This window comes from Lactiplantibacillus xiangfangensis (assembly GCF_001438845.1).
Classification (GTDB): Bacteria; Bacillota; Bacilli; order Lactobacillales; family Lactobacillaceae; genus Lactiplantibacillus; species Lactiplantibacillus xiangfangensis.
Window position 1 is genome coordinate 1 of record NZ_JQCL01000072.1, and the last position, 247, is coordinate 247.

At 40.9% G+C, this 247-nt stretch carries 1 pseudogene; it reads right to left on the reverse strand.

The features are described from left to right. Positions 1-88: 88 nt before the first annotated feature. Positions 89-247, reverse strand: a pseudogene (locus IV64_RS14805) (IS30 family transposase); the annotation flags it as partial.

The following is a 247-nucleotide window of genomic DNA, read 5'->3' on the forward strand; positions in this document are numbered from 1 at the left end:
AAACCCCAAATTGCAAGAACAAATTAGCCACACGATAAATCCTATTAAATCAGTATTTTCATTAATATTCATATTTTATGGACTTAACTTAACCGGCGGAAGCAGCGGAGAAAAGCTCTTTGGGTGTTTGATAGCCAGTTTGCCGGCGCGGTAAATTGTTTAGCTTTGACTCAACTGCTTGGATATCATGAGGACCCAAAATATCCATGGATAGACCCTTGGGTACATCGCGGCGGATCATTCGATT